The following is a 22161-nucleotide window of genomic DNA, read 5'->3' as shown; positions in this document are numbered from 1 at the left end:
GACCCGAGCCAGGAGAGCCCAGCCATGGCGAACGACACCGTGAAGATTCCCGACAGCTTTTCCGACGCCCGCATCACGCCGGACACCTACCGGCAGATGTATGAGCGCTCGATCCAGGACCCGCAGGGCTTCTGGGCCGACGAGGCCAGACGCCTCGACTGGATCGCGGCGCCGGCGAAAATCTCCGACGTCTCCTTCGACAAGGACGATCTGCACATTCGCTGGTTCGAGGACGGGGTGCTCAATGCCTGCGTGAACTGCATCGACCGGCATCTGGAAACGCGCGGCAACAAGACCGCGCTGATCTGGGAGGGCGACAATCCGGCCTATCACCACGCCATCACCTATCGTCAGCTCTTCAACCATGTCTGCCGCTTCGCCAACGAGCTGAAGCTCATCGGCGTGAAGAAGGGCGACCGCGTCACGATCCACATGCCGATGATCCCCGAAGCGGTCTATGCGATGCTGGCCTGCGCGCGCATCGGTGCGGTCCATTCGGTCGTGTTCGGCGGCTTCTCGCCGGATGCCATTGCCGGGCGGATCGACGATTGCGGCTCCGACTTCGTTATCACCGCCGACCAGGGCGTGCGCGGCGGCAAGGGCATCCCGCTTAAAGACAATGTCGACCGGGCGATCGAACGGGCGAACCACGAGGTGCGCGGCGTGCTGGTCGTGAAACATACCGGCGCGCAGGTCGATTTCGTTGCCGGGCGCGATCACTGGCATCACGAGCTCGCCCTCGAGGTCGATGCGCGCTGCGAGGCCGAGCCGATGAAGGCCGAGGATCCGCTCTTCATCCTCTACACCTCGGGCTCGACCGGGAAGCCGAAAGGCGTGCTGCATACGACCGGCGGCTACATGGTCTGGGCCGCGATGACGCACGACTACACGTTCGACCATCGCGAGGAGGACGTGTTCTGGTGCACGGCCGATGTCGGCTGGGTCACCGGGCACACCTATATCGTCTACGGCCCGCTCGCGAACGGCGCGACCTCGCTGATGTTCGAGGGCGTGCCGACCTGGCCGGGCCCGGACCGCTTCTGGCGGGTCGTCGCCAAGCACCGCGTGACCACGCTCTACACCGCCCCGACCGCAATCCGCGCCCTGATGCGCGAGGGCGACGAGCCGGTGAAGAAGCACGACCGCTCCTCGCTGCGCCTGCTGGGCAGTGTGGGCGAACCGATCAATCCCGAAGCCTGGCGCTGGTATCACGAGGTGGTCGGCGAGGGGCGCTGCCCCATCGTGGACACCTGGTGGCAGACCGAGACCGGCGGCCATCTCATCACCGCCCTGCCCGGCGCGCACGATCTCAAACCCGGCGCCGCGAGCTTTCCCATGTTCGGCATTCAGCCGGCCCTGGTCGACAATGAGGGCAACCGCCTGCCCGACGAGGGCGAACAGGAAGGCAATCTGGTCCTGCTCGGCTCCTGGCCGGGTCAGATGCGCACCGTCTACGGCGACCACCAGCGCTTCTACGAGACCTATTTTGCCACCTATCCCGGCACCTATTTCACCGGCGACGGCGCCCGCCGGGACGCGGACGGCTACTGGTGGATTACCGGGCGGGTCGACGACGTGCTGAACATTTCCGGCCACCGGCTCGGCACGGCGGAAGTGGAAAGCGCGCTGGTCGCCCATGACCTCGTCGCGGAAGCGGCCGTGGTCGGCTACCCGCACGAGGTCAAGGGCCAGGGCATCTATTGCTACGTCACGCTCAATTCCGGCCTGGTCCCCACCGAGGAGACCGAAGCCGCGCTCAAGGCCCAGGTGCGCAGCGAGATCGGCGCCATCGCCACGCCCGACGTGATCCACTTCACCCCGTCTCTGCCCAAGACCCGCTCGGGCAAGATCATGCGCCGCATCCTGCGCAAGATCGCCGAGGGCGAATTCGACAAGCTCGGCGACACCTCCACCCTCGCCGATCCCGACGTCGTCGACAGCCTGATCGAAACCCGCCGCGAGATGGGGTGAGGACGACATCGAAGATGCTGAACCCCCGGACGCCAAAGGCGATCCGGGGCCTCGTGGTAACGGTGCGCGCCCGCCATCCGATGCTTCGAGGCCCGGCAAGCCGGGCACCTCAGCATGAGGGAGAGGGTTGGATAAAGACATTCACCCGATGTCGCCCATCCCCCTCACCCTGAGGTGCGAGCGAAGCGAGCCTCGAAGGGTCGGATGACGCGCTTCCCCCGATAGCCAAAAACCCTCTTTCCTGACGAAAGTCAGGACCCAGGAGAGGACAGGGCGACGTCATCGGATGACACCGCTCCACGCGCTCTGGATCCCGGATCAAGTCCGGGATGACGAAGCTTGTAAGATTTTGAAATCTATCAGACCTTCGTCATTCCGGGCGAGCAAAGCGAGACCTTAGAATCCAGACCGGCCAGAGCGCCAACGCCCGTCATCCGACCCTTCGAGGCCCGGCAAAGAGCCGGGCACCCTAGGATGAGGGGGATTGGGTTACATTGAGGTCTTGAGCTTCAACAAGACTGCATCTTTCCTTCCAACCCACTCCCCCTCATGCTGAGGCGCGAGCGCAGCGAGCCTCGAAGCATCGGAGGGCAAGTGCCGCGTGGGATGACGGCCATGACACCGAGCACAGGGATTGCGTGGCACCCCTCACCTTCACAAAGCCGCCGCGGGCGCTTCACTCCTTGGCCCGCGTCCTCTAAGAACCGGTCATCGCCTGACCTGCCTGTGAAAGACACGCCATGACCGCACCATCTTCCTCCGACACGGCCCCGGCCGACCTGGCCGCCCTCGAAGCGCGCATCGCCAAAGACATCGAGGCGGCGAGCGATCTGAAGACGCTTGACGACATCCGCGTCTCCGCGCTGGGCAAGAAGGGCGAAGTCAGCCTGAAAATGCGCGAGCTGGGCAAGATGAGCCCGGAAGAGCGCCAGGTCATGGGTCCTGCCCTGAACGGGCTGAAGGACCGGCTCAACACCGCCATCGAGGCCAGGAAGACCGCACTGGAGGACGCCGCGCTCGACGCCGCGCTCGCCACCGAGCGCGTGGACATCTCCATGCCGGCCGCGCGCGAGGCCAAAGGCTCGCTCCACCCGGTCGCGCAGGTGATGGAAGAGCTCGCGGTGATCTTCGCCGACATGGGCTTCGCGGTCGCCGAAGGCCCCGACGTCGAGGACGATTTTCATAATTTCACGGCGCTGAACTTTCCGCCCGATCACCCGGCGCGCGATACCCACGACACCTTCTTCATGAAGGCGGGCGAGGGCGAGACGCCCAAGGTGCTGCGCACCCACACCTCGCCGGTCCAGATCCGCACCATGATGAGCGAGACACCGCCGCTGCGCATCATCGCGCCGGGCCGGGTCTATCGCTGCGACTGGGACCAGACCCACACGCCGATGTTCCACCAGGTCGAGGGGCTGGTGATCGACAAGGAGACCCATATGGGTCACCTGAAAGGCTGCCTGATCGATTTCATCGCCGCCTTCTTCGAGACCGATGCGGTGGAGGCGCGCTTCCGCCCGCACCACTTCCCCTTCACCGAGCCGTCCGCGGAGATGGACGTGCGCTATGAGCGCGTCGGCGATGCGGTCAAGGTCGGGTCGGGCGACAAATGGATGGAAATCCTCGGCTGCGGCATGGTTCATCCCAACGTGATCAGGTCCTGCGGCCTCGACCCGGACGAATATCAGGGCTTTGCCTTCGGCATGGGCGTGGACCGTCTCGCCATGCTCAAATACGGCATGCCGGACCTGCGCCCCTTCTTCGAGCCGGATAGCCGCTGGCTCGCCCATTACGGCTTCTCGCCGCTCCTGCAGGCCAATCTCGCGACGGGGCTGAGCTGATGGACGAGAAAAGCCCGGCTGAGACAAAGCCCGCCTCGCCACCCGAAGCGCGGGACGAAACCTCGCGCAACGGCATGTTCGGCTCCTTGCGCTTTGAGACCATCGGCTCGATCACCGCGATCGTGGTGGGTGTCGCGGCGCTCTATGTGAGCTGGGACCAGGGACGCGTCATGCGTCAGGAAGTGCGCGCCAGCGTCTGGCCCGCCCTCCAGGTCGACGGCTTCTACGATACCGCCCGGGGCAATCTGGACATCGGTTTGCGCATCCAGAATGCCGGCGTCGGCCCGGCCCTGATCGAGCGCATCACCGTGCGTCATCGCGGCGAAATCGTGCCCGACCTGGCCGACCTCCGGTCCAGGATTGACGGCGAAGCCGACTTCTCGTTCGAGACGGGGGCGGGCCGCATTCTCGCCGCCGGCGACGAGGTCGTGCCCTTCGTCTTCCATTTCTCGCGGCCGGAGGACTTCTCCCCGGATGGCGAGGTCCTCGATACCGCGACCGGGACCGGCATGCTGTCGGACGCCTGGTCGGTCGAGGTGTGCTACTGCTCCAGCCTCGACCAGTGCTGGACGTCTGACACCAGCACCGCGCCCCCGACCGAAGTGACGGCCTGCGACGCCGTCCCCGCCACCGACCTGTAATTCCCGACCTGCTTGCGGACCCCGACCGATGAAATTCACGCTTTCCTGGCTCAAAGAGCATCTCGACACCGATCTGCCGCTCGACGCGCTCGCCGACGCCATGACGATGGCCGGACTCGAGATCGAGGAGATCGACAATCCGGCCGCTGCGCTGTCCGATTTCACGGTCGCGCACGTCACCGCCGCGGTGCCGCATCCAGATGCCGACAAATTACGGGTTTGCACCGTGGAGACCGTGGACGGATCGCAACAAATCGTGTGCGGCGCGCACAATGCGCGTGCCGGAATGACAGCGATCTATGCACCGCTCGGCGCCTATATTCCCGGCCTCGATTTCACCCTCGACAAGAAGCCGCGCAAGATCCGCGGGGTCGAAAGCTACGGCATGCTCTGCTCGACCAAGGAGCTCGGCGCCGGCGAGGATCATGACGGAATCGCCGACCTTGAGGGCGACTGGAAAGTCGGCACTCCGGCGGCCGAGGCGCTGGGCATGGACGACCCCGTCATCGATTTTGAAGTCACCCCCAATCGCCCTGACTGGCTTGGCGTTCACGGCATTGCGCGCGACCTCGCCGCGGCCGGTCTGGGCACGCTGACGACCCCCACGGTCGACCCGGTCAAGGGCGTGTTCGAGAGCCCGGTCGGCATTGAGCTCGACTGGCCGGAAGCCTGCCCGGTCTTTGCCGGCCGAGTGGTGCGCGGCGTGAAGAACGGACCCTCCCCGGCCTGGCTGCAGAACCGCCTTCTGGCCATCGGATTGCGCCCCATCAACGCCCTGGTCGATATAACCAATTATCTCAGCTACGACCGGGCCCGCCCGCTCCATGTCTACGATCTCGCAAAGATCGGCCAGACCATCCATGCCCGCCGCGGTCAGGGCGAAGCCGACCGCTTCGAGGCGCTCGACGGCAAGACCTACGACCCGGCCGAAAACCATTGTGTCATTGGCGATGAGACCCGCGCGCTCGGCCTCGGCGGCATCATGGGCGGCGAGCATTCCGGCTGCACGAACGACACCACCGACGTCTTCATCGAGAGCGCCTGGTTCGATCCGGCCATAACCCGAGTGACAGCACGCGAAACCGGCATCGAGTCCGATGCCAAATACCGGTTCGAGCGCGGTGTCGATCCCGGCTTCGTGGTCGACGGGCTGGAGCTGGCCACCCGCCTGGTCATGCAACTATGCGGCGGCGAGCCGTCCGACATCGTGCTCGCCGGCGAGATTCCGGCCAGCCCCGACGCGATCGAATTCGACCCGGCGCGGGTCAAACGCCTGCTCGGAATCGAGCTGGAAGCATCTGAAATCGAAGACATTCTCGATCGACTCGGCTTCACGGTAACCCGGGCCAATACGCCCTGGCAGGTGACCCCGCCGAGCTGGCGGCGCGACTGCTCCCAGGCCGCCGACCTGATCGAGGAAGTCGCCCGCATTGCCGGCTACGACACGCTTCCCACCGTCTCCTTCCGCCGTCCGGAGGGCGAGCGCTTCGAAGCCCCGGCGACCGAGCTGCAGACCCGCGTGCGCCATGCCCGCCGGGCGATCGCGCTGCGCGGCTACCAGGAAGCCATCACCTGGTCCTTCTGCCATCACAGCCAGGCCGGTCTGTTCGGCGGGGCGGGCGAGGGGCTGACCCTTGAAAATCCTATCAGTTCAGAGCTCGACGTGATGCGTCCGAGCGCGCTCGTCCATCTCCTGACCTCGCTTCAAAAAAGCGCGGACCGGGGCATCGAGGACCCGCGCTATTTCGAGGCCGGACCGATCTATCTCGACGACACGCCGTCCGGTCAGCAGACGGTCGCGGCCGGGGCAAGGCGCGTCATCGCCTTGCGGGACTGGCGCGGAGGCGCATTGCCGGACGTGTTCGACGCCAAGGCCGACGCGCTTGCCGCGCTCGAAGCGGCCGGGGCGCCGGTGGAGAATCTGCAGGCGGCCCCCGAGGCCCGCGACTGGTGGCATCCCGGCCGGTCCGGCGTGCTGCGCCTGGGGCCGAAGAACATCCTGGCCGAGTTCGGCGAGATCCATCCCAAGGTCCTGAAAGCGCTCGATATCGACGGCCGGGTCCTGGCGTTCGAAGTCTTCCTCGGCGCCATTCCGTCCCCGAAGAAGAAAGCACTCAAGGCGCGTGCCCCCTTTGCCGCCTCCGGTCTGATGCCGGTCCGGCGCGACTTCGCCTTCCTGCTCAGCCAGGACACGCCCGCAGCCGATCTGTTGCGTGCGCTGAAGGGCGCCGACAAGGCGCTCATCAGCGACGTCGTGCTGTTCGACCGTTATGACGGCAAGGGCGTGCCGGAAGGCGAGGTTTCGCTCGCCGTGGAGGTCGCACTTCAACCCGGCGAGAAGACCTTGACCGACAAGGAAATCGACGCTGTCGCGGACAAGATCGTCAAGGCAGGCGAGAAGGTCGGCGCCCGCCTGCGCGGGTAGCGCCGCCGCGGCAATCAGGACGAGAGTGCGTCGATGAGCCAGCCCTCCCATCCCACCGACCGGGCCGCCGACCGGGCCGCAGAACCTGTCTACAACCTCCTCTACGAGGATGAAGACGCGCGTGTGTGCAAGGACATTCCCGAGAGCGAATGCCGGCACCAGCCGCGCAATTTCGTCATGGCGTCCCTGGCCCTTTCGCTGACCAAGTCCGGCGACCGGCTGATGGATCCCAAGATCATGCTGGCCTGGCTCTTTTCGGTGCTGGGCGTGCCATCCGTCTTCGTCGGCTTTCTGGCGCCGATCCGGGAATCGCTTGCGCTGCTGCCGCAACTCTTCATTGCGCGGTGGATTCGCGAGCGTCCGGTCAGAAAGCTGTTCTGGACTGCAGGCTCACTGGGCCAGGCCTTGTGCCTGGCCGGTATGGCGCTTGTCGCCGTGAGCGCCGAGGGCGTCAGGGCCGGCGTCCTGATCCTTGCCCTGCTGGCGCTGTTCGCGATCTCGCGTTCGATCTGCTCGGTCACGCACAAGGATGTGCTGGGCAAGACCGTCTCGAAGACGCGGCGCGGCGCGGTTTCCGGTTATGCATCCAGCCTCTCGGGTGTCGCGGCGGGTCTGCTCGGCATCGCGCTGATCGCGGTGAATACGGAAGAGCCCGGCCCGCTTTTCTTTGCGGCAATTCTGGGGGTCGCGGCGCTCCTCTGGGCCCTGGCCGCAGGCGCCTACGCGTTGATTTCCGAGAGTCCGGGCGCGACTGAAGGCGGACGCAATGGCCTGGTCGAAGCAATCCGGCAAATGTCGATCCTGAAGACAGACGCGCCGTTTCGCCGCTTCGTCATTGCCCGCACCGCCTTTCTCGCAACCGCGCTGGCGACGCCGTTCTACGTGTCGATCACCCAGTCACGGACCGGGGCAGATCTCGCAGGTCTCGGCGGATTTCTCTTTGCCAGCGCAGCCGCAAGCGCGCTGGGCGGAGCCGTCTGGGGCCGGCTGGCCGACCGCTCCAGCCGGTGGGTGATGATCGCCAGCGGTCTCGTGGCCGCGCTGGCCGCGATCATCGTCCTGGGTCCGCTCGCCTTCAATCTGGCCTGGGCGGACCGGGCCGAACTCTACATCGCGGCCGTCTTCATTCTCTCCATCGCGCACCAGGGCGTGCGCCAGGGCCGGTCGACCTATATCGTGGATCTGGGTACGACGGACACGCGCGCGGCCTATACCGCCGTCTCCAACACCACGATCGGGGTCCTCCTGCTGGCAGCAGGGGCAGCGACAGGGCTGATCTATCAGATCTTTGGCGAGGCCATTGTCTGGGTGCTGGGCGGCAGCGCCCTGCTTGCCGCCCTGCTGTCGCTGCGCCTGAAGCCGGTCTCAGGCTAGAACGGCACCCAGTTACGCTCGCGCGAATAGGCGAGATAGCCCACATTCGCACCGAGCCGGAAGCCGACGCCGGAGCGGATCGGAGCCAGCGTGATGTCATCGGCGCGCTGGTAATTCACGCCGAGCCCGGCCACGAAATAGGCCGAACCGTCCACTCCGGGGAAGCGCTGGTACAGCCGGTCCACATCACGCAAATCGTAGACGAGGGTGAAGACCCGGCTGGCATTGCCGCCGGCATCGAAACCGACCGACGGGCCCGTCCAGTAAACCTTCTGGGGCTCGCCATCCGACTTCAGGGTCAGATAGCCCTCCCCGTAGCGAAGGCCGACACCGATCGCGCCCGACACTTCCTCGCCGGCGATGTAGCCGACCGGACGCCCGAGATCGACGAAGACACGCTCAAGCGCACTGGCTGCGGCTTCGGCCGTGACGCCGAAGAAGTCCGCGGTCGCCTCGACAATCTCGTCGCGCGAATAGGTGTCGATCTCGGCCTGGTACTCGCTCGGCTGACCGTAGCCGGGATCGCGTTCCTGCTGAGAGGCACACGCGGCGGAGGTGAGCGGCAGGCCCAGAGCGAGGGCGATCGTCATGCTTTTAACAAAACCAGCCATGGCTTTGCGTACTCCCTGTTTCTATCGTCCCGGAAACACTGATGCGCGAATGCGGCAGTGTCGGGGCGAGCTGTCGAGACCGGAGCAGAACGCGGTGTCATGGCTGTTCGATCCCCGCGGCGATGATTGCGGCGCCGCGAAAAACTGACAACACTGACCGGGTCTTGTGACCGGGCGCGAGGACGTGAAGGCATGACCGACTTCTTGATGCTGGCCTTCACCTTCCTGCTCGCGGGTGTGGTCGCCGTTCCCCTTGCGGCTCGGTTCGGTCTGGGCTCCGTCCTGGGCTACCTGCTGGCAGGGATCGCGATCTCGCCGCTGCTCGGCCTCCTGCATGTCGACGTCGTCTCGATCCAGCATTTTGCAGAGTTTGGCGTCGTGATGATGCTTTTCCTGGTCGGGCTGGAACTCGAACCGCGCCGGCTCTGGCGGCTGCGCGACCGGCTGCTCGGCCTCGGCGGGTTGCAGGTGGTCCTCACGACCGCGGCGGTAACCGCTATCGTGATGGCCTTCGGGCAGCCCTGGACAATCGCGCTGGCCGCCGGACTGGTGCTCTCCCTCTCCTCGACGGCGATCGTTCTGCAGACCTTGAACGAGCGCGGGCTGATGCGGAGCGAGGGCGGCCAGTCGAGTTTCTCGGTTCTGCTCTTCCAGGACATCGCCGTGATCCCGATGCTGGCGCTGATGCCCCTCCTGGCCGTCCCCGGCCTGGTTCCGGGCCCGGACTCAGGGTCGGGCGCCGACCACGGGTCGGGACTGAGCCTGGTCAACCATCTCAGCGGCTGGCAGGCCGCCCTCGTCACCATCGCCGCCGTCGGCGCGGTGATCCTGATCGGGCGCTGGCTGACCCGGCCGCTTTTCCGCTTCATCGCCCGGCCACGCCTGCGCGAGCTCTTCATCGCGGCCGCGCTCGTCATCGTGGTCGGAATCGCCCTTTTGATGTCGCTCGTCGGGCTGTCGCCCGCGCTCGGCACGTTCATCGCCGGCGTCGTGCTGGCCAACAGCGAATATCGTCACGAGCTGGAGTCCGACATCGATCCGTTCCGTGGCCTGCTGCTGGGCCTGTTCTTCATGACGGTCGGGGCCGGGATCGATTTTGCCCTGGTCTCCGATCAATTCGCGATCCTGATCGGGTCCGCGCTGGGCCTGATCGCCTTGAAGGCGGCCATCCTTCTGGCCCTCAGCTTCGTGTTCAAGGTCACAGGGTCGGACCGCTGGCTGATGGCGCTCGGCCTCGCACAGGCGGGCGAATTCGGCTTTGTCCTGCTGTCCTTTGCAAGTTCCAACCAGATCTTCCCGGGTGCGATCGGCGACCAGCTTGCGGCCATTGTCGCGATCTCCATGCTGCTCACCCCGTTGCTCTTCATCGTCCACGACCGCCTGATCGCGCCACGCTTTTCCAAGGTTCAGGCGCGGGAACAGGACCACATCGAGGAAGACAACGACATCATCATCGCCGGGCGGGGACGCATGGGCGGCATTATCGACCGGATGCTCAGCGCGGCGGGTTACAAGGCCACGGTCGTCGACTACAGCTCCAAACAGCTCGACGTGCTGCGCAGCTTCGGCATCAAGGCCTATTTCGGCGACGCCACCCGGCCCGACCTGCTGACCGCCGCCGGGATCGAGCGGGCCAAGCTGCTGATCGTGGCCATCGACGGGCGGGCGCAGATCACGCAGTTGGTCCGCTATGTCGTGCAGACCTATCCCGGGGTGCATGTCATGGCGCGCGCGCTCGACCGCGATCACGTCTTCGATCTCTACAATGCCGGGTGCCGCGACATCATTCGCGAGACCTATGACAGCTCCATCCGCATGGGGCGCTCCGCCTACGAGGCGCTGGGGATCGGCCCGGACCATGCGCGGTCGATGGCGCGGGCCTTCGACGAGATGGACCGGCGCGCCATGCTGCACATGGCCGAGGTGTACGACCCGGACACGCCGTCTCACGAGAACGGCGCCTATGTCGCCCGCGTGCAGGAAATCATGGGCGCGTGGGAGGGCGAGTTGCGCGTGCACATGGATTCCATCCGCGCTGACCGGGCGGACAAAGGGCACCGCTAGACTGCGCCCGCGGACACGGCTGGCTTCTCGCGCTTCACAAGCCACTTTGCGCGGCACGTCAGGATCGTTATATGCCCGACCATGAGCATCGATCCCAAATACATCCGCAACTTCTCCATCGTCGCGCACATTGACCACGGCAAGTCGACCCTGGCCGACCGCCTGATCCAGGTCACGGGCGGGCTGACCGAGCGCGAGATGAAGGAACAAGTGCTCGACAATATGGACCTCGAGCGCGAGCGCGGCATCACGATCAAGGCGCAGACCGTGCGCCTGAGCTACACCGCCAAGGATGGCGAGACCTATGCGCTGAACCTCATCGACACTCCGGGCCATGTCGATTTCGCCTACGAGGTCAGTCGCTCGCTCTATGCCTGCGAGGGCGCGCTGCTCGTCGTGGATGCCGCCCAGGGCGTCGAAGCCCAGACGCTGGCGAACGTCTATCAGGCGATCGACGTCAATCTGGAAATCGTGCCTGTCCTGAACAAGATCGACCTTCCCGCCGCCGAGCCGGACCGGGTGAAGGAGCAGATCGAGGACGTGATCGGCATCGAGGCCCATGACGCGATCGAGATTTCGGCCAAGACCGGGTTCGGCATCGAGGACGTGCTCGAAGCTATCGTGACCCGGCTGCCCCCGCCCGTCTCCGGCGATCCGGACGCCCCGCTCAAGGCGTTGCTGGTGGACTCCTGGTACGACCCCTATCTCGGCGTCATCTGCCTCGTGCGCATCATCGAAGGGACGCTGAGGAAGGGCCAGCGCGTGCGCCTGATGGGCGCCAGCGCGAGCTACAACGTGGACGGTGTCGGCGTGTTCACGCCCGCCAAGACCGAAACCGACACGCTGGGGCCCGGCGAGATCGGCTTCCTGAACGCCTCGATCAAGCAGGTGCGCGACGCGCGCGTGGGTGACACGATCACCGAAGAGCGCCGCCCGACCGACTCCATGCTGCCCGGCTTCAAGCCCGCCATTCCGGTCGTGTTCTGCGGCCTTTTCCCGGTTGACGCGGCGGACTTCGAAGACCTCCGCGATGCAGTCGAGCGCCTCGCCCTGAACGATGCCAGCTTCAGCTTCGAGATGGAGACCAGCGCCGCGCTCGGCTTCGGCTTCCGCTGCGGCTTCCTGGGGCTGCTTCACCTGGAAGTCATCCGCGAGCGGCTCGAACGCGAATACGATGTCGACCTGATCACCACCGCGCCCTCGGTCATCTACAAGATGCAGATGATGGATGGCAGCGAGGTGGACCTGCACAATCCCGCCGACATGCCCGATCCGGTCAAGATCGAGAGCATTGCCGAGCCCTGGATCAAGGCCACCATCCTGGTGCCCGACGAGTATCTGGGCGGCGTGCTGAAGCTGTGCGAGGACCGGCGCGGCATCCAGCGCGAGCTGACCTATGCCGGCACGCGCGCCATGCTGGTCTACGAGCTGCCGCTCAACGAGGTCGTGTTCGACTTCTACGACCGGCTGAAATCGGTCACCAAGGGCTATGCCAGCTTCGACTACCAGTTCATCGATCACCGCGTCGGCGACCTGGTGAAGATGAGCATTCTGGTCAATGACGAGCCGGTCGACGCCCTCTCCATGATTGTCCACCGCAGCCGCGCGGAGATGCGGGGCCGGGGCATGTGCGAACGACTGAAGGATCTCATCCCGCGCCACATGTTCAAGATTCCGATCCAGGCCGCCATCGGGGGCCGCGTGATCGCGCGCGAGACGCTCTCGGCCATGCGCAAGGACGTGACCGCGAAATGCTATGGCGGCGACGCCACCCGCAAGCGCAAGCTTCTCGACAAGCAGAAAGCCGGCAAGAAGAAGATGCGCCAGTTCGGCAAGGTGGAGATCCCCCAGGAGGCCTTCATCGCGGCGCTCAAGATGGATCAGGACTAGGAGGCTTCTCTTGCCCTCGCTAGCGCAATGAATTCTTCAACGGCCATCAACCAAGGCCGTTGGTCTGCTGAATATGTCTGATGAAGCCCTCGGGGGAGTACTAGCTGAAGACCAGATGTTCTCATCTCGTCAGTTTGGCTAGACGAAATACTCGGCTGTAGGGTAACGAGATGCTTTTGAGGCACTCGGGCGCCTTCAGAGAGCACTTGACGCCAACGGTCTTTGCAGCTCGATTTCGCGCCGAGAAGCGTCAAGCGTTCAACCGGAAACTCCGGGTCGTGGTAATTTTCTGCTGTTGGGAATAAAAAATCCGGCTTCTTATTTCCTTCGGTCTTGGCCCCATGAGAAAATTGGATGCCGGATGTTCGGAAGATTTCTGCCAAGTGGTTTTCCAGAGCGTGACCGGCCCGAGACTTCCGTCGGTTCTGAACGCTTAATGAAAATGATATAAATGCTTCAACATCAACCTCTTCCGAGGTCACGAACCCTGATCGCAACCGCTCATCAATCAGGTGGCGCTCCAAAGTGCGGAAGAGGGTCTCTTCGCGATTTAGGTAGCGCATAAGCGCGTCGTCTGCCGACTCTTCCTCCCATACGTAGGGAGCCTCCAGTTCACGTACAAAAGCTGAGAACTCAGAGGTTCTCGGAAATACGCTCCCAAATCGTTCGAGAATAATGCCGAGGTCATCGTCTTCGACACTATCGAAACCCAATACATCAAGGACCCATTGCTCCGCAAACCCAAGGTCTTTGTCGCGCTCGCCACCTATCTCGTGGCCAGAAAAGCCTTCGATGTCTTGTGCATGTAGATCGAACAACCAGAGAAGCTGTTGTTGAACCGTTTCATCTTCAGCCAAGATGAAAACAAGCTCTCCGTTTGGCATGCACGCGATCAGGAGAAGAGCGCCCTCAAGCGCCAACTCCATCACCGGGTTGGATTCAAAATAAAGCCGCCATTCGCTGCGGGTTGGGTGCCGCTCTCTTGCATCGTACCAAGTCACAAAGGCTTCGCAGTCAAAAGCATCTTCTTCGGAGCCTAGCCATATAAACCTGACGGTCTTCTGCTCGAAGCGCTCGTTGCCCAGAGCTTCCTTCAGCGCATTGGTGCCATTAAATTCATGCTGGTTCGATCGGGCCGGATCGGCCTCCACCGCGCGAAGTGCCTTCGCGACGACGTTCACGAAATAACTGGAAAGTTTTGTCATTAAATTAGGGAAACTCGGCGGTTTGTTGATTCGAATGAAGCCACTCGGAGACCCTATCTAACAATACAGTATGAGGCAGTTTTTCTTTGCCTTTTGTCGCGCATTCCCAAATTTGCGCGACACGCCAGCCCTCGCGGCTTAAGGCGACGAAGGCCGCCGCATCCCGTACGGAATTTGCTTCGATTTTATCCCGCCAAAAATTTTCCCGCGATTTTGGCCACCTGAATAGATGACAGTCATGTCCGTGCCAGAAGCAGCCTTGCACAAAAATGGCGGCATTGTACTTCGGAAGCACGATATCCGGATTTCCCGGCAGATCCCGTCGGTGTAGCCGAAACCTGTACCCGAGCCCGTGCAGCCCTCTGCGTACGATCATTTCCGGCTTGGTATTCTTGCCTCGAATACCCGCCATCATCTCGCTGCGCTTTTCCTTCGAAACAACGTCAGCCATTCACTCCGACCACAAGCGGCTCTTTCATTTCAGCGCTTCCAGATCGTTCAATGCCCAGCGCCTTGAAGAGATAGGGAGCCATGTGACGCGCAACGGCCTCCACCACAGGAACAACAACAGAATTACCGAACTGACGGTAGGCTTGGGTATCCGACACAGGTATCTGCCAAGGGCGTTCCGGCGTATCGAATCCCATCAGCCGCGCGCATTCGATGGGCGTCAGGCGTCGCGGACGGCCCGTCGGGGTTTCGATCAGAATTTCAGATCCGTCCTTGTGATACCGCGCTGACAGCGTCCTCGCTACGTCGTGCGGGCCGAACAGGCTGTATCCAAACCCGTTGCCATTCTTCGTGTGCTTCGCTTTGTAGGCTTGAAGATAGCCCCATAGATGTTCTGTCAGCGTATATTTCGGATCGACCTCGTTGTGGGACTGAAGAATGTCGCCCAGTGTCGGCCACTCTGATTCCGGTGGAAGCTGCTTCTCGAAGCCCTCGTAGCTGAAGCCCACATCCTCCCTGAAGCCAACGATGAATATCCGCTCCCGCTTCTGAGGCACCCACGGACGGGAGGATATGATCTTGGACTTGATCTTGTATCCCAAAACGTTTTCCAGCCGGTCCTGGATGACTGCGAATGTCTGGCCCTTATCGTGGCGCTCCAGATTCTTCACGTTCTCCAGCACGAAAGCCGCCGGGCGATGATGGGCAAGGATTCGCTCAATCTCGAAGAAGAGGTTCCCTTGGTCCTCACACTTGAAGCCGTGCGGGCGCCCTAGAGCGTTTTTCTTTGATACGCCGGCAAGTGAGAATGGCTGACAGGGAAAGCCGGCCAGAAGGACGTCGTGAGCGGGGATGCTCTCCGGGTCAGCGGCATACGGGCGAATATCACCAGCGGATTTGTGTGCGAACACGTCGTCCTTGAAGTTCGCCTTGTATGTCTGCTGAGAGAACTTGTCCCACTCGCTGGTGAACACGCATTCGCCACCTATGGATTCGAAGCCAAGGCGCAAACCACCGATACCCGCAAAGAGATCGATGAAGCGGAACTTGGGTTCGGACTTCGGCTCCCGTCCTCTCTGACGGCGCGCCACTTCAGCGAAGCGCCCGAGCATTTCGATTTCTGCAAAGCAGGGCTCTGATTCGCCGCTCTCATAGCGATATGCGGTCGCCGACGAGACACGGAGGAGCTTCGCAACCTCTTGGACCGGCATACCTAAAACTTCACGAAGGCGGGAAAACTCTGTCTGGTTCATGGCGTCCGAATCTCTGGGTCAATTTTTCTCAAACTGACATGAACCGACTCAGAGGTCCAGGGCAAAAGTACCCTTTTTGTTCTCTTTTTCAAGCTCGCGCGGCGAACCCGACCTCAGACGTGTCCCCCAGCCGGATTGGGCACCCTACTCCGGCATCGCGTCTTCGATCGGGAAGACGAGTTCCTCCGCGACGAGGCCGCTTTCGAAGGTGAGTGTCAGGCGGGCGGCGGCGTTGGTGCGGGCGCTTTCGGACAGGCCGAAAATCATCAGGTGATCGCTGCCGGGCGCGAGCCGGACGGGCTCGGGACCGGTCTCGAGCCGGTCGATGCGGCGCATGCGCATCACATTATCGTCCATCGTCATCGTGTGAAGCTCGACCCGCTCGGCATCGGGGGAGGTGACCTCAACGATCGCGTCCGGGTTCTGCGTGCGCACGACCAGATAGCCGGCCGCGACGTCGCGGCCCTGCGGCGGCGTGCGAATCCAGGTGCCGGCAAACATGGCGCTCTGGCCGTCTGCCTCGACCGTCACCGATTGGGGGCCGGTCAGGAGGTCGGCGGCTGCGGACGCGCCCATGACGGCGGCGTCGCCCGCCCCCTCATGATCCATGGCCGCCTGATCCATGGCGTCATGATCCCCGGACGCGGCGCCGGACGCGTCGGGCCGGGCCTCCCCGCTCGCGGGGTCCTCGGGCGAGCAGGCCGTCAGGAGAGCCAGGATGGAGGCAGCAGCGAGAAGGGCGCGCATGGGCAGAGCTCCGCTAAAATTGGATTGATGTCGCGATCCCGGTTTAGCCCCGGACCGGACCGAATGCGAGGCCTGCCCCGCGCGCCAGGCGCGGACATAGCGTCGCGGGACGCTCAGGGGCGCCAGTAGCCGACCCGGTCGCGGATCTCGGCCACGACCGGCACGGCCGCCTCGCGCGCCCGCTCGGCACCGCGTTTCAGGATGGCGTCGATCTCGGCCTTGTCGCCGATCAGGCGCGCATATTCCTCGCTGATCGGCGCGATATAGCTCACCGCCGCCTCGGCCAGCTTCGGCTTGAACGCGCCAAAGCCTTTGCCGCCGAACTCGGCCAGCACAGCCTCGACGCTGGTCCCGGTCAGCGCGGCATAGAGCCCGATCAGATTCTTCGCCTCCGGGCGGGTCTCCAGACCCTGCGCGGTTTCGGGCAGGGGCTCGGGATCGGTCTTGGCCTTCTTGATCTTCTTGGCGATCGTGTCGGCATCGTCGTGAAGATTGATGCGCGCATTATCGCTCGGATCGGACTTGGACATCTTCTTCGTGCCGTCCTTCAGCGACATCACGCGCGCCCCGGTGGGCAGGATGACCGGTTCGGGCAGCGGAAAGACGATCTCCCCGCCACCGAAGTCGCGGTTGAAGCGCGCGGCGATATCGCGCGACAGCTCCAGATGCTGCTTCTGGTCGTCGCCGACCGGAACGTGCGTGGCCTTGTAGACCAGGATGTCGGCCGCCATCAGCACCGGATAGGTGAACAGGCCGACGCTCGCGCGCTCGGAATCCTTGCCCGCCTTGTCCTTGAACTGGGTCATGCGCTCCATCCAGCCCATGCGGGCCACGCACTGGAGGATCCAGTTCAACTCCGCATGCTCGGGCACGGCGGACTGGGCGAAGATCGCGCTGCGCTCCGGATCGACCCCGGCCGCGACATAGGCAGCGGCAACCCCGCGCACCCGGTCGGGCAGCGCGGCGGGATCGTACTCGACCGTCATGGCGTGCATGTCGACGGCGCAGAAAAAGCATTCTGCGCCCGTGTCCTGCATCGGCACCCAGTTTTTCAGCGCCCCGAGATAATTGCCGAGATGCAGGCCGCCGGTGGGCTGCATGCCGGACAGGATACGGTCGGGACCGGAATAGGTCTGGGGCGCGTCGCTCATGAAAACTGGCTCTTGTCTGGAGGAAGGCTCGGACTGCGTGATAGCCCTCCCGGACGCGCCTCTCAAGCGCGCACTGCCTTACAGCTCCGGCGAGGTATCGGCCGGCACGGCGCGCGGGCGCAACGCCTCCCTGATCTCCGACACGCGCAGCGCCCGGGTGAGCAGGCACGCGCCCGCATAGGCGACACCGCCCGCCGCAATCACGATGAAGAGTATGGCGAGCTTGCCCAGATCGGCGCCCAGCAGCTGAATGACCGATGTAGCCCAGAGATCGCGGGTCGTCGCCAGGGTCCAGACGGCAAGGCCCATGATCAGCGACGCGCCGAGCAGGCGGGGCAGGCGCGCCTTCAGCCGGGCATCGATATGGAAGAGCTTGCGCCGGCGCAGCGTCAGCGCAAGAAGCGCGGTATTGAGCCAGCCTGCGAGGCTGGATGCGATGGCCAGCCCGACAAAGCCCATCCCGCCAAAGAAGAGCGCGATCGCCAGCACGAAGTTGAGCGCCACCGAGGCGAGCGCAAACCGCATGGGTGTCTTCGTGTCCTCGCGCGCGAAGAAGCCCGGCGAGAGCACCTTGATCAGCACGAAGGCGGGCAGCCCCGCAGCATAGGCCATCAGCGCGAGCGCCGTGGCATTGGTGTCCGCGCGCGTGAACGCGTCCCATTCGTACAGGCCCGCCACGAGAAATCCGGGCACGATCAGGAAGGCGACCGTGGCAGGAAGCGTCAGGGCGAGCGACAGCTCCAGCGCCCGGTTCATCGCGAACAGGCCGCCGGACTCGTCGCCGGATCTCACCCGCCGGGCAAGGTTGGGCAGAAGCGCCACCCCCATCGCGATACCGATCACCCCCAGCGGCAGCTGGTAGAGACGCTCTGCATAGTTGAGGTAGGAGCGGGCGCCTTCCTCCAGCGTCGCGATCGAGGACGTCACGAGGACGTTGATCTGCGTCGCCCCGGCCGCAAATGCACCGGGAATGCCGATGCGGATCAGCCGGCGGACCTGCGGGGTCAGCTTGGGCATGCGCAGGGTAATCGTGAGCCCGGCCGTGCGTGCGACGACCCAGAGCAGGCCGGCCTGCAGGACGCCGGATGCGGTGACGCCGACCGACAGCCAGATCGCCAGCCTGCGCCCCTCGGTAAAATCGAGCGCGAGAATGACGATAAGGACCAGGTTGAACAGGAGCGGTGCGCCGGCCGCTGCGGCAAACCGGCCATGGGTATTGAGCGCGCCGCCGACCAGCGCCGTGACCGACATGGTCAGCAGGTAGGGCATGGTGATCTGAAGCAGCAACGCGGCAAAAGCCAGCCCGTCCGGGTCCCCAATCTGCCCGGGGAAGAAGATGTAGGCCAGCCACGGCGCGGCAAGCTGGAAGCCGATGACGAGGATGAGGGTGACCGTGAACAGGACGGAGAGGGCCTGCGAGGCGAACCGGTCGGCTTCGCTGGGAACCTCACCCTCAAGCTCGCGCGCGTAGAGCGGCACGAAGGCGGAATTGAACGCCCCTTCGGCGAGCACGCGCCGGAAGGTGTTCGGGATGGTCAGCGCCTGAAAGAAGGTGTCGGCCACAGGCCCTGCCCCGAGCCGCGCGGCCATGAAGATCTCGCGCACCATGCCCAGAAGGCGCGAGGCGAGGGTGAGACCGGACACCACGCCCAGATTGCGCAAAAGCCGCATCGATTATCGTCCCGGACTGGCCAGGGCACGAGACAGCCCGTCCCCGGCATGGCGATCGGCGACCGCATTCTCCGGCTCCGCCAATATGCCCATCAAGGTCTCGCGAATGGCCTTCAGCCGGTCGGGATCGGTGACCTTCTCGCCGCCATCGGTCACATAGAAACTGTCGACGGCGCGCTCGCCATAGCCGTCAATGCGGGCCGCCTGCAGCGACAGGCCCATATCGGCCAGTCCCCGCGCCAGATCGTGCAGCAGGCGCGGCCGGTCACGGCCAGACGCTTCGATCACCAGCGCGTTGTCGGCAGCATCGGTGTCGAGCTGGACATAGGGGCTGACCGCGAAGGCAGCTTCACGCCGTTTGACCGCGCGTTCAGGGATGGTCGCGGTCTGGTCCAGGCCTTCGCCCGCCGCCCGGCGAACCGCCTCGCGCAGCCGGTCCAGGCTGTGATGATCCGACCAGCCAAAGGGTTTGCCGCCCGGTTCCTGCACATAAAAGACGTCGAAAGCGATGCCCCCTGCCGTGGTGGTGACCTGAGCGCCGACGACGTTCGCGCCGTTCAGCGCGAGCGCGCCGACAAGATCGGCAAAGAGACCGTCCCGGTCGGGAGCCAGCACAAGCACTTCGGCAGCGGAGCGTCGCTTGTCGATCCGCACCCCGCAGGCAATCTCCTGCTTTCGGCGCGCGGCGGCGCGCACGAAGGCGGCATGACGCAGCCGGTCGGACTCGCTGAAGGCGAGCCAGTACGGATCGTCCAGGTCCTGCGTCCAGCGCTCGGCAAAAGCCGGGTCCACCCGGTCCAGCCGGTCGCGGAACAGGCGGCGCGCACGGTCGGCGCGCCCGGCCAGACGCTCTCGCGCCTCTTCCTCTTCGGGCGATTTGCCTTCGCGCAGGACCGCCGAGGTGGCTGAATACAGATCGCGCAGGAGCTGGGCCTTCCAGCCATTCCAGACACCGGGTCCGACCGCGCGGATATCCACCACGGTCAGCACTGTCAGAAGGCGCAGCCGCTCGGGTGTCGCCACCAGGCTGGCAAAGTCGAGCACGGTGCGGGGATCGGACAGGTCGCGCCGCTGGGCGACATCGTTCATGTCGAGATGGTGGCGCACCAGCCAGGAGACCAGTTCACACTCCTTGTCCTCGAGGCCGAGGCGGGCACAGGCCGCCTTGGCACGCACCTCGCCCTCGATGCACTGATCCCCGGCGCCCTTGCCGGTATCGTGCAGCAGCACGGCCAGGTGCAGGGCGCGCCGGTGGCTGATCTCGGGAAGGATTCGCGTGGACAGCGGATGTTCGACCGGATGCTTGCCCTGTTCGATCTCGCGCAGGAAGCCCAGCGCATTCAGCGTGTGCTCGTCCACGGTATAGCGATGATACATGTTGAACTGGGTGCGCGCGACGATATCGCCGAACTCGGGGATGAAAGCGCCCAGCAGGCCCGCCTCGGTCATGGCGCGCAGAGTGATGCGCGGGTCGTCGGCCTCCAGCAGCACGGCGAAGAAAGCGCGCGCCGCCCGGCTGTCATTGCGCAAGGCGTCGTCGACATGGCGCAGCGAATGGCTGATCGCCGAGACCGCGTCGGGGTGCAGGTCGAGATGGCGGGCCGACGCGAACTCGAACAGGCGCAACATCAATACCGGATCGGACTCGATCGCCGTCGCATTGGCAAAATCCAGCCGTCCCGACCGGATCCGGAATCCGGCCTCGGTCAGCGCATCGTCGGCTTCCTGCACACCGTGGGCCGGCATGAAGCGGCCAATCCCCGCCGGCGGGTCTTTGAGTTCATCGGCTTCCAGCTTGGCACAAACCAGACGCGTCAGCGCACCGACATCGATCGCGGCGCGGAAATAGTCGCGCATGAAGCTTTCAACGGCGAGCACCTGATCGGCATCCTGATATCCCATTCGCGCGGCGACTTCAGGCTGCAGGTCGAAGGTCAGCCTGTCATCCTTGCGCCCTGTCAGGGCGTGCATGTGGAAGCGGACCGTCCAGAAGAAGTCCTCTGCGCTGAGATAGCGCTCCACGTCCTGCACCGAGAGCAGCCCGTTGGCCACCCAGCGTTCCAGCGCGTCATTGCCGTACAGGACCTGAGCCAGCCAGCGCAGGGTCTGAAGATCGCGCAGCGCGCCCTTGCCGTCCTTGACGTTGGGCTCGACCGCGTAGCGGCTATCGCCCTGCTTGTCGACGCGCGCATCGCGCTCGGCCAGCTTGGCCATGACGAAGCCGGCGGCTTCCTCGCCGCGTACATTGATGTCGAAGCGCTGCTTCAAGGCCGAGATGGGTTGATCGTCGCCGGCCAGAATGCGCAGGTCGAGCAGGGCGGTGCGTTCGGCCACATTGGTGGCCGCCAGTTCGATCGTCTCGCCGACCGTGCGCACGGCGCCGCCGCCCACCGTCAGCCCGCTGTCCCACATGGCGTAGGCGACCCGGTCGACGATGAGCTGATAGCCGGCCGGAGGACGCTCGCCGAGCAGGAAGAGAAGGTCGATATCCGATTGCGGCGCGAGTTCGCCCGCCCCGAAACCGCCGACAGCGCACACGGTCAGCCCTTCGCAAGGCTCGCCTTCGGCCAGAACTTCCACCGCGATGGAGTCGAACAGAGCCCGGACCACGGCGTTCATCACGCTGGACAGGACCCGCGCGGCCTCCAGCCCCCCGGTCTTGCCATCGAGACAGGAGCGGGCGTGAGCCTCGCCGCGCGCGACGAATTTCTTCAGCTTGGCCAGGCCCGCCTGGCGGGCCGAGGACGTGTCCCAGCCCGACCGCGTCGCCGCCGCGAGCTCGGCGCGCAGTCTCAAACCGTCAAGGGAGGCCGGCAGGGAGGAGGGTCTCATGGCACCGACTCATACGCGACTTGCCGGGCAGC

15 protein-coding genes are annotated in these 22161 nt (G+C 64.6%); 7 read left to right on the top strand and 8 right to left on the bottom strand.

Annotated features, from left to right (window positions below; all coding sequences use genetic code 11):
* Positions 1-24: 24 nt before the first annotated feature.
* The 5 genes from acs (at position 25) to PGP17_RS02865 (ending at position 8255) form a co-directional block, all read left to right on the top strand.
* A complete protein-coding gene (gene acs / locus PGP17_RS02885; RefSeq protein ID WP_270374182.1) occupies positions 25-1971 on the top strand; it encodes an acetate--CoA ligase in 1947 nt (648 codons plus the stop codon).
* 740 nt (positions 1972-2711) lie between these two features.
* Positions 2712-3815, top strand: a complete 1104-nt coding sequence (gene pheS / locus PGP17_RS02880) for a phenylalanine--tRNA ligase subunit alpha (RefSeq protein ID WP_270374181.1) — start codon at positions 2712-2714, stop codon at positions 3813-3815.
* Positions 3815-4456 (top strand): hypothetical protein, encoded by a 642-nt coding sequence (locus PGP17_RS02875; protein WP_270374180.1) that lies wholly within the window; start codon positions 3815-3817, stop codon positions 4454-4456. Before pheS ends, PGP17_RS02875 begins: the two co-directional genes overlap by 1 nt.
* 28 nt (positions 4457-4484) lie before the next feature.
* Positions 4485-6881, top strand: a complete 2397-nt coding sequence (gene pheT / locus PGP17_RS02870) for a phenylalanine--tRNA ligase subunit beta (RefSeq protein ID WP_270374179.1) — start codon at positions 4485-4487, stop codon at positions 6879-6881.
* A gap of 33 nt (positions 6882-6914) precedes the next feature.
* Entirely contained in the window at positions 6915-8255 is a 1341-nt protein-coding gene (locus PGP17_RS02865) for an MFS transporter (RefSeq protein WP_270374178.1), read from the top strand.
* On the opposite strand, the gene PGP17_RS02860 is transcribed toward PGP17_RS02865, so the two are convergent.
* Complete coding sequence (locus PGP17_RS02860; protein ID WP_270374177.1) at positions 8252-8866, bottom strand: DUF1134 domain-containing protein; 615 nt, start codon at positions 8864-8866, stop codon at positions 8252-8254. The two genes, PGP17_RS02865 and PGP17_RS02860, sit on opposite strands and share 4 nt — an antisense overlap.
* A gap of 192 nt (positions 8867-9058) precedes the next feature.
* Between PGP17_RS02860 and PGP17_RS02855 the strand changes: the two genes are divergently transcribed.
* Positions 9059-10930: a monovalent cation:proton antiporter-2 (CPA2) family protein gene (locus tag PGP17_RS02855; RefSeq protein ID WP_270374176.1), complete on the top strand. Its 1872-nt coding sequence runs from the start codon at positions 9059-9061 to the stop codon at positions 10928-10930.
* An 81-nt stretch (positions 10931-11011) separates the two neighbouring features.
* Entirely contained in the window at positions 11012-12820 is a 1809-nt protein-coding gene (gene lepA / locus PGP17_RS02850; RefSeq protein ID WP_270374175.1) for a translation elongation factor 4, read from the top strand.
* On the opposite strand, the gene PGP17_RS02845 is transcribed toward lepA, so the two are convergent.
* The 7 genes from PGP17_RS02845 to PGP17_RS02815 all read right to left on the bottom strand — a co-directional run bounded on the left by PGP17_RS02845 (position 12817) and on the right by PGP17_RS02815 (position 22129).
* Positions 12817-14025, bottom strand: coding sequence for a type II restriction endonuclease (locus tag PGP17_RS02845; protein WP_270374174.1), 1209 nt, complete (start codon positions 14023-14025; stop codon positions 12817-12819). The two genes, lepA and PGP17_RS02845, sit on opposite strands and share 4 nt — an antisense overlap.
* A 4-nt stretch (positions 14026-14029) precedes the next feature.
* A complete protein-coding gene (locus tag PGP17_RS02840) occupies positions 14030-14476 on the bottom strand; it encodes a very short patch repair endonuclease (RefSeq protein WP_270374173.1) in 447 nt (148 codons plus the stop codon).
* Entirely contained in the window at positions 14469-15728 is a 1260-nt protein-coding gene (gene dcm, locus PGP17_RS02835; RefSeq protein ID WP_270374172.1) for a DNA (cytosine-5-)-methyltransferase, read from the bottom strand. The genes PGP17_RS02840 and dcm overlap by 8 nt, the downstream gene beginning before the upstream one ends.
* Before the next feature lie 144 nt (positions 15729-15872).
* Positions 15873-16475, bottom strand: a complete 603-nt coding sequence (locus tag PGP17_RS02830; protein ID WP_270374171.1) for a copper chaperone PCu(A)C — start codon at positions 16473-16475, stop codon at positions 15873-15875.
* A 113-nt stretch (positions 16476-16588) separates the two neighbouring features.
* A complete protein-coding gene (trpS, locus tag PGP17_RS02825) occupies positions 16589-17626 on the bottom strand; it encodes a tryptophan--tRNA ligase (RefSeq protein ID WP_270374170.1) in 1038 nt (345 codons plus the stop codon).
* A gap of 78 nt (positions 17627-17704) precedes the next feature.
* Positions 17705-19297, bottom strand: coding sequence for a murein biosynthesis integral membrane protein MurJ (gene murJ, locus PGP17_RS02820; RefSeq protein ID WP_270374169.1), 1593 nt, complete (start codon positions 19295-19297; stop codon positions 17705-17707).
* Between the two features lie 3 nt (positions 19298-19300).
* Complete coding sequence (locus tag PGP17_RS02815; RefSeq protein ID WP_270374168.1) at positions 19301-22129, bottom strand: [protein-PII] uridylyltransferase; 2829 nt, start codon at positions 22127-22129, stop codon at positions 19301-19303.
* Positions 22130-22161: the final 32 nt, after the last annotated feature.

This window comes from Marinicauda sp. Alg238-R41, assembly GCF_947331485.1.
GTDB lineage: Bacteria > Pseudomonadota > Alphaproteobacteria > Caulobacterales > Maricaulaceae > Marinicauda > Marinicauda pacifica.
Note: the sequence above shows the minus strand (reverse complement) of the source record. Positions and strands in the feature narration are given on the sequence as shown.